Genomic DNA, 8,661 nt, shown 5'->3' with positions numbered 1-8,661 from the left:
CACGTGTTTCATCAGTATATCTTGCTGACTCTTCTAACTTTGCATTTTCATTAAGTTTAGTCTGAAGGTCTTTCGCCTTCGTCTCAAGCGCGGCTAAATCCTCTTCAGTTGCAGGCATGTTTTCAAATTCTTGCTGTGATTCAGTTTTTAGATTATCAACAGCATTATTCAGTTCATCACGAGCATTATTTACATCGTCAATACTTGGCTTATTACCAATATTATTATTAAAATCATCTACAAGCTTTTGAGCTTCTTCAATTTCTTTTTCTAGTTCTGATTTAGTTTCATCAGTATATGGATCGTTTGGATCTTCATTTTCCAACTTATCCTTTGCATTTTCCAAATCAGCTTCAAGATTATTAATTGCTTCTTCTAATTTAGCAGCATCTTTAGCTTCTTGATCTTTTAAAGCATCTTCAACAATAGCAATTAAATCATCAGCCGTCTGGTCAAGTAATTCTTGACTTGATTCTGGGTCTTTTAAAACAGCTTCTGCATCATTAATAGCATTTTCAACTCGCTGTTTTTCATCTCCATCCAATTGATTTAATGAATTTTTAGCATCATTGATTGCATCAACTAATTTGCTGAGATCTTTGGAAGGTTGTTTTGTGTCACTTGATCCATTAGCAGCATCAAATACAGCAACGCCAACTCCAACTGCACCTAGTGCAAGTGCACCACCAGCTAACCAATTATTTAAGATTGTAGCGCCAGTTCCAGCACCACCTTCTAGTAACGCTTCTATGCTTTCTAAAGGGTTGTATTCTACATTTTTGAAATCAAGAACAAACATCTCACTATTTTGGTTACGGAAAACTAAATCAGATGTTTCATAATTGAAGTTTTCTAGGGTTATTGTTTCCCCATTATTAAGTTTAATAATGACCTGATTATCATTCACAATCAGCTCTTGAACATCTTCAGGAGCCACGTCGATCATTACAACTGAGTCTTCAACAATTTTAATTATATTGCTTTCTGAAGTGATCGTATTATTCAAGGTTTTTTTTGAGATAATCTGAGTTTGCATATACAAAATACCCATAGATTTAAAGAAATTTTACTTGATAGCATTAAACGATCATTTAGTTTTCTAATCAAGATTTTTTTAGATTAAAAATCATATATTTCAATATATTGTGATTTGCATCACACTATTTTTTAATAAAATTGATTTTATTTTATACAGTAACTAAATGATCTTAATTATACTGGTATTTACAAATTCAATACATTGATTACTTATTGTTCATCATTATTCTTGCTTTTAATTTTCATTATTTAATATCAGAAACACAAATTTTTTTTTGAAAAAAGCAATGGTATAATCTCAAAAAAATGAATAATTTTTATGAAATATTTTTCTTGCGCGCAGTGCAATCGGCAAATCTTTTTTATGAATTCTACATGTACTCATTGTGGAATTAATTTAGGTTATGTTGTAGAAGAAAAAGAAATGGAAAGTTTCCATAAACATACTAGTCAGTTGTGGAAATCTATTAATCCCAAATTCAAAAATAAACTCTATAAACCCTGTTTTAATTATTTGCATCATCATGTATGCAATTGGATGATTCCTGCAGAAAGTTCTGATATTTACTGTGACTCTTGCAAACTAACCTCTATTATTCCAAATTTAAATAATCCTGATCACACCATCTATTGGAGCAGATTAGAGCATGCGAAGCGTCGTTTCCTTTATATGATGCAACAACTAAATATCATGCCGAGACCAAAAAAAAATGATCAAGATCAATTTGGACTTAGATTTAATTTTTTGATGCCCGAACCAGATCTTCCTGTTTTAACTGGGCATGCTCAAGGTACAATTACATTAAATGCAAGCGAAGCAGACGTCGTATACCGCGAAACAACCCGAATAAAAATGGGTGAAAACTATCGAACCCTACTCGGTCATTTTCGCCACGAAAGCGGGCATTACTATTTCGATCTCATTCAACAGCTTCGACCAGATCTCATTGATGCTTTCAGAGTAATGTTTGGAGATGAACGACAAGATTATGCTGAGGCTTTAAAGCGACATTATCACGAAGGTCCACCCATAGACTGGCAGAAAAATTTTATTAGTTCCTATGCAAGTGCTCACCCATGGGAAGATTGGGCAGAGACTTGGGCACATTATTTACATATGATGGATACCTTAGAAACAGCATACTATGCGGGTCTGAGTGTTCAATCTAAACGTGCTGATCTCCCAAGTATGACGATCGAAGAAAATCCGATTGGTGCTAAAAACTTTGAAACTGTTTTACAAAACTGGTTAATCATCACTTTTAACTTAAATGCACTTAATCGCAGTATGGGTTTAGATGATGCATACCCATTTACGCTATCGGACAAAGTCTTAGACAAGCTCAGATTTATTCATCACAAACTATTAGAAATTTCATTTCAAAAATAAATATTTTGCTTTATCAAAGGTTGAAGTTACTTATTATTTAAATACAATCTTCACCAAGTCTTATTGATTGTGTGTAAATGAAAATAAACGAACAGATTGTACTCGTTACAGGTGGGGCACGAGGCCTTGGCTTGGCTATTACCAAGGCATTATTGAGCGAAGGCGCTCGTGTCGTTGTCAATTATCATAGTAGTCATGAGTCCGCTAAGACATTAAAACTTTCAGATCCTGATCAAGTTTTTAGTTATCAAGCGGATATTACTGATGCAGATCAAGTTTCAGAAATGTTTAACGCTGCCAAACTGCATTTTGGTGAAGCTATTCATTCAATTGTGAATAATGCACTCGTTAGTTTTAAATTTAACGGGGATGCAAGACCAAATATTTCACAAATACAGTGGAATGATATGCACACTCAGTTTGAGGGTGCTGTTAAAGCTGCCCTCAATACCACTCAAGCTGCTTTAGCCGACATGAAAGCTAATCAATTCGGTCGAATTGTGAATATAGGAACAAACTTGGTGCAAAATCCTGTTGTGCCATATCATGACTATACTACTGCAAAATCTGCCCTTCTCGCATTGACGCGAACATGTGCTCATGAATTAGGTGAGTTTGGAATTAATGTCAATATGTTATCTGGTGGATTACTTCAACAAACTGATGCAAGTAAAAGCACGCCACAGGAAGTTTTTGATTATATTGCTTCTGCTACTCCCTTGCGTAAAGTAGTCACTCCTGATGAGTTTGCTTCAGCCATTTTAATGTTTTTGTCACCGTACTCCAAAGCTGTCACTGGTCAAAATTTAATAGTGGATGGCGGTTTAGTTAAAAATTAATAACGATGCTTAGAGCTTAGGCTATTTTTTATTTAAGGAATAGCCTACCTATATAACCCCAATCGCTTGCTCATAGAGTATTTATGAGTGTTATTTTACAAGGATTTCATGAAACATATGTCTAAGCCATTGATGGCTGGTCTTATGATGACAGGACATATGCCAGTATTGTTTAACACCATATGTCGGGAAAGCAATAGGTGCATCAAAGATTTTTAAATTGCCTCGTGATAATAAAACTTCACTTAGATAGTAAGGCACTGTAGCAATCGCATCAGTTTCTTGAACAACAAGACCAACACCAAGATAACTTGGTAATCGCATTAAAATATTTCTTTTAAGTTCAAGGTTTAACAGCTCATTTTCAATATGGTAATGCCCCATTCCCGCATCAATATCAATGTGTGATTCTGCCAAATACTGCTCTTTGCTGATTGAATCTCCCGTTAAACGAGGGTGATCTTTTGCTGCAATTACAACATAATATTGCTCGAATAGTTTTTGTTGATAAAAGCCATTTTCCAAATGAGGCAGAAATCCTAATGCAAGATCAATTTCACCATTTGCCATTTGATAACTTGTTTCAGAAGTTATTGGACGCACATTTAATCTGACATGAGATGCTTTTGCTTTTAGATATTGGGAAATCTTAGGCAGTAATACTAAATGCGAAACATCAGTCATCGCCAAGGTGAATTGTTGATCTGATATAGCTTCATCAAAATCGATCGTAAAATTATTAATCGCTTCAACTTTACTTAATGCTTCACTGACCAATGGGAATAATTGCTTTGATAATTCCGTCGGGATCATTTCATTCCCAATTCTTAAAAAAAGCGGATCGTTATAATGTTGTCGAATTTTATTAAGAATATTACTTACAGCAGGTTGACTCATCTGCAATTGTTCAGCAGCAACCGAGACACTTTTAAATTTGTAAACATGAAAAAAAATACTGAGTAATTTGCAATCTAATTCGTACACGAAACGCGACTTCTCCTAGTAGATGAGAATGTAAAGTAAAACAAGATCTCATAGTACTTTTATATTTTTATTTTTTCTAGGATCTATTCTGACATTCTCTAAAACCATCCCATAAAAAAAGAGCGAAAAATCGCTCTTTTTATCATAATTCAAGTTTGAATAATTTAGAAATTATAAATTGCTACAGCACTTACACGATTATCCTCACCTGTGTTAGAACCATTTGGTGCAGATACTACAGCTTTACGCTCACCATACACATATTCCAATCCAAGGCTAATCGGTTTGATCGGACTATAGAATGCATTGACCCAACCTTGCCAAAGCTCCTTATTGATCTCTGTCAGATTTACTGCACCACCTCGATAAGCATTTGTTACATCTTGATTCATATAACCAAAACCAACAGTTCCACGCCATTGAGGATTAAATTGCTGCGTTAGACCTATGGTAATTGAGTCAAATTCATTCTCATCTAAAATTTCACCAGATGAGCTACGGCTGATACCAGGATTCGTCCATGAAACGAAACTGCTATCTCCTTTTACATGATAGTAGTCAGCTTTCAGTGTAGTTGAAGGAGCTAATTTATATTGCATACCAAGTCCTACGCCCCATGCAACGACTTCATCAACTTCTGTTTTCTTTTCATTGACCATAGTACGTAAACTGAGTTTAGCATCATCATTTAATTGATGATTCAATCGCGCTGTGACTGCAGGTGTACGCATTTTAGATAATCCATCTTTTGGATCTTCTGCTGCAAGGACCAAGCCTGTTGCAGGTGCTAAACTCATACTATAACGAACTTGAGGTGTACGTTTTACAGCACCACCCACATAACCTAAGGCATCAATCGTTTCAGGCATATAGTCTGGCACAGCAAAGTTAGACCAAGTTTGACCAATTAACCATTTATCGTAATTCATATAAGCATGACGTATACGAAGATTATCTAATCCAGCTCCACCCAAAAAGTCGACTTCAACTTTACCTGAAACTTTTTTATCATTAATTTGACTATGAATATCCAAACCTAAACGTGTTGCTGATAGAGTCGACTTAAGCTGATCACTCGCCTCATTATTACCGGTTAAAGGAACCTTATTAATATTATTATATAGGCGATCTAACCCACTACCTTCAGCTTGATATGAAGCATCTAGACGAACATTTCCATAAAAATTAAAAGTGGTATCTTTACCAACATTTAGTTTTGGTTGGGGTTTAACAGATTCAGTTTTTAATGTCTCAATCGATTTTGCCTGCACAACAGCATTCTTCTCTTGTTGTTCTATCATTGATTTAAGTGCTTCGATTTCTTGACGTAATTGCTCTATTTCAGACTGTTGTGTGCTTTGTGCAAACGTTGCAGTAGAGGTTAAAACAGCTAATGAGATTAAACTTAAAGTAAATGGTTTGTTTGAAAAGATCATCCTAATCTCTCTTATCCTTTAAAAATGATTTGATTTGTTGAAAGATAGCTACCGATGAAGTAGCTATCTATTTATAAAGCAATTATATCAAGCTTGTTCTACGACTTTAGAAGAGTGTACAGATTCTTCCTGAGCAATTTTTCCATCTACTGAATTTTTCAGATTCACCATGAAAATTGCTAAGGCTGCAATCACACCAGGAATTGCGATGACCAAGAAATTCATTTGGTGCGGAAGTTCCATGGTTAACAAAGCACCAGTGAGTACTGGACCTACGATTGCACCTATTCGACCAATACCAGATGCCCACCCCATACCAGTTGAACGAACTGTTGAAGGATAATATTGTGCGACGAATGTATAAAGTAGAATTTGTGAGCCAATCGTTGCAGCGCCCGCGATTGCAATTAGCGTATACAACACGATTTGTGGACTATTAAAGCCGAGAAGGATAAGTGCAAGTGCACCGCACACGAACATAATTGTAAGTACTTTTTTGATGTGGAAACGATCTGCAAGATATCCACCACCAATTGCACCCACCATACCACCGATATTTAATGCAAATAGGAAGATCATACTTGCACCAAGCGAGTAACCCGCTTGAATCATAAGTTTTGGCAACCAGCTTCCTAAAGCATAAACCATAAGTAAACACATAAAGAATGCGATCCAAAACATGAATGTACTAAAGGTACGACCTTGCTGGAATAATGCTTTTAAAGGAGCTTCATCACCTGCTGTGACTTCATCTAATACAAATTGAGTGTCAGCAGTAATATTTTTTTCAGGTGCGATTTTCTTCACATTAATTCGCACTTGCTCGGTTTGGTTTTTGTTGGTCAGGTACATCAAAGATTCTGGTAGGAATTTCCAAATCAACGGCAATGCGATTAAAGGCAATGCAGCGATATAGAACATAATTTTCCAGCCATATTGTGGAACTAACCAAGCACCTAATAATGCTGACGTCATACCACCAATTGCATATCCACTGAACATAAGGGCAACTAAAGTGCTTCTAATTCGCTTAGGTGCATATTCAGTCATTAAAGCAACAACGTTAGGCATCACACCACCAATACCCAGACCAGCAAGAAAGCGTAAAATACCAAATTCAGTTGGATTTGATGCAAATGCCCCCAAAAATGTAAATCCACTGAAGATTGCCACACAAATCATAATGGTTTTTTTACGACCAAGCTTATCTGATAATGTACCAAATGACATAGCACCGAACATCATCCCGAATAAAGCTGTACTTGCTAACAATCCAGCTTGTACTGAAGTTAATGCCCATTCCTGCATTAATAAAGGTAATGCAACTCCGTAAATGACAAGATCATAACCATCAAAGATAATAATCAATAAGCACCAAAATAATACACCCCAATGAAATGGTGTGAACTTAGCATCATCAATCACACGATTGATATTTAATTTGTTTGCTTCCAAGGTTGCGCCTCCTGCAAATAAACTCTCCAAAAATATGACGCAACATTGACTTAAAGCTGAAAAAATGTCCAAAACCGAATATATCTATATATATACCTTCAAGGTCTAAATAATCTCGAGGGCTTATTTCTAGTATGATTGAATGAAAATTAGACGAATAATTACTTTAAAAAAAAATTCTTTGAGAATTTCTAATTTGAATTTTTTATTGCAACCTACTTTTTCTTCAAAGTTAAAATTATTTGTTTGAAATTTATCAAAAAAAATTAAGCCCCTTTTCGGGGCATAAGCTAAAGTCGTAGTTATTTTGAGTATTTAAGATTTTTGATTGCTATTTTTTATCCAATAGCTTTAGACCTAAGTCTAATTATTGTATTAGACCCTATCTAAATTAAATTTCTATCATACTTAATTGCTTCTAAATCATACACTTGGTAAATACAATCTATTAGAGACATGATGTCCTCGCTCTCATCTAGATTACGTATCGTCATAAATACTGGACTTACTGCAGTTTCATCTAAAATTGGGATGTAAAGCAAATGGGATAGCTGAATTGATTTCGCACTTTCTGGAACAATACAAATACCTTCACCAGCTGCAACCAAACCAAGAGATAGCTGAATTTCTCGCACCAAACGTATATTTTTAGGTTCTAAATTATATTCTGCAAACAAGGCTTGGACTTGAGTTGCAAAGCTAGGGGTTGTATGGCTAGGGTATAAAAAAATATTTTCATCAGAAATATCAGATAGATAAACACCTTCTTTTTTCAAACTTAAAGGATGACTCGCATGCACTGCCATCATTAAGCGCTCTTCACGAAGCAAAATTCGCTTCAATGCTGGATCTGAAATTCTAAGCCGCCCAAATCCAACATCAATCTTCCCCTCTTTGAGTGCTTTAACTTGTTCTAACGTGGTCATTTCAACAAGTTCAATCTTTAAGTGGGGTTGCTGCTGCCTATATAAATATACAATTTTAGAAAGCAGCCCATAAAGCAGTGACCCGACAAACCCCATTGTTACTGTACGTTCAACTAGACCTATACGCTTTGTCATAGACTTAACTTCTTCAGCATTGGCAAGTAATTTCACTGCGTGCTGATAAAAGAAATAACCGGCTTGTGTTGTTTTTAATGGACGGCTACCTCGCTCAAATAAAGCAATGCCAAGCTCTGATTCCAAATTTTGAATTTGTCTACTTAATGGTGGCTGCGCAATAAATAACTTTTCGGCTGCTTTTGTAAAACTTTGTTCTTCTACCACTGCGACAAAATATCGTAGATGTCTAAGCTCCATGACTTCCATACCTTTTAAATATATTAAAATGCAAAAATGATCTTCGACTCTATTTTTGCATTCTTTTAAGGTATACCACATGAAATACACAATGCAAGAATGCGTAGAGTGGAAATGATTACATCAGTTGAAACCTTGCTCGTTGAAATCCCGACGATCCGCCCACACAAGATGGCGGTCGCAACGATGCAAACTCAAACCTTAGTCCTCATTAAAAT

The 8,661-nt window shown here is 35.6% G+C and carries 7 protein-coding genes; 2 read left to right on the top strand and 5 right to left on the bottom strand.

Annotated elements, in window-relative coordinates; all coding sequences use genetic code 11:
• A partial coding sequence (locus AC1M9J_RS14585) for a BapA/Bap/LapF family prefix-like domain-containing protein (RefSeq protein WP_481952560.1) occupies nucleotides 1-1,036 on the bottom strand: 1,036 nt, incomplete at its 3' end.
• A 321-nt stretch (nucleotides 1,037-1,357) separates the two neighbouring features.
• Here AC1M9J_RS14585 and AC1M9J_RS14580 point away from each other — a divergent pair.
• Nucleotides 1,358-2,428 carry a zinc-binding metallopeptidase family protein gene (locus tag AC1M9J_RS14580; protein ID WP_180000644.1) on the top strand — a complete coding sequence of 357 codons (1,071 nt, stop codon included), beginning with the start codon at nucleotides 1,358-1,360 and terminating at the stop codon, nucleotides 2,426-2,428.
• A 77-nt stretch (nucleotides 2,429-2,505) separates the two neighbouring features.
• Nucleotides 2,506-3,267: a 3-oxoacyl-ACP reductase gene (locus AC1M9J_RS14575; protein ID WP_481952559.1), complete on the top strand. Its 762-nt coding sequence runs from the start codon at nucleotides 2,506-2,508 to the stop codon at nucleotides 3,265-3,267.
• A gap of 90 nt (nucleotides 3,268-3,357) precedes the next feature.
• Here the strand turns inward: AC1M9J_RS14575 and AC1M9J_RS14570 are convergent, their stop codons facing one another.
• The 4 genes from AC1M9J_RS14570 to AC1M9J_RS14555 form a co-directional block, all read right to left on the bottom strand.
• On the bottom strand, nucleotides 3,358-4,251 hold the full coding sequence (locus AC1M9J_RS14570; RefSeq protein ID WP_092766282.1) for a LysR family transcriptional regulator: 894 nt from the start codon (nucleotides 4,249-4,251) through the stop codon (nucleotides 3,358-3,360).
• A 164-nt stretch (nucleotides 4,252-4,415) separates the two neighbouring features.
• A complete protein-coding gene (locus tag AC1M9J_RS14565) occupies nucleotides 4,416-5,687 on the bottom strand; it encodes a DcaP family trimeric outer membrane transporter (RefSeq protein WP_481952558.1) in 1,272 nt (423 codons plus the stop codon).
• Between the two features lie 87 nt (nucleotides 5,688-5,774).
• Nucleotides 5,775-7,142 carry an aromatic acid/H+ symport family MFS transporter gene (locus AC1M9J_RS14560; protein ID WP_481952557.1) on the bottom strand — a complete coding sequence of 456 codons (1,368 nt, stop codon included), beginning with the start codon at nucleotides 7,140-7,142 and terminating at the stop codon, nucleotides 5,775-5,777.
• Between the two features lie 386 nt (nucleotides 7,143-7,528).
• Nucleotides 7,529-8,443, bottom strand: a complete 915-nt coding sequence (locus AC1M9J_RS14555; protein ID WP_035270297.1) for a LysR family transcriptional regulator — start codon at nucleotides 8,441-8,443, stop codon at nucleotides 7,529-7,531.
• Nucleotides 8,444-8,661: the final 218 nt, after the last annotated feature.

The sequence above is a fragment of the Acinetobacter sp. ANC_7588 genome, assembly GCF_056783995.1.
This window is presented reverse-complemented; position numbering and strand designations above follow the sequence as displayed.

What these genes read in the sequence shown, in the direction of transcription:
- AC1M9J_RS14580 (WP_180000644.1), top strand. Translation starts at nt 1,358, where the DNA reads ATGAAATATTTTTCTTGCGCGCAGTGCAATCGGCAAATCTTTTTTATG.
- AC1M9J_RS14575 (WP_481952559.1), top strand. Translation starts at nt 2,506, where the DNA reads ATGAAAATAAACGAACAGATTGTACTCGTTACAGGTGGGGCACGAGGC.
- AC1M9J_RS14565 (WP_481952558.1), bottom strand. Translation starts at nt 5,687, where the DNA reads ATGATCTTTTCAAACAAACCATTTACTTTAAGTTTAATCTCATTAGCT.
- AC1M9J_RS14555 (WP_035270297.1), bottom strand. Translation starts at nt 8,443, where the DNA reads ATGGAGCTTAGACATCTACGATATTTTGTCGCAGTGGTAGAAGAACAA.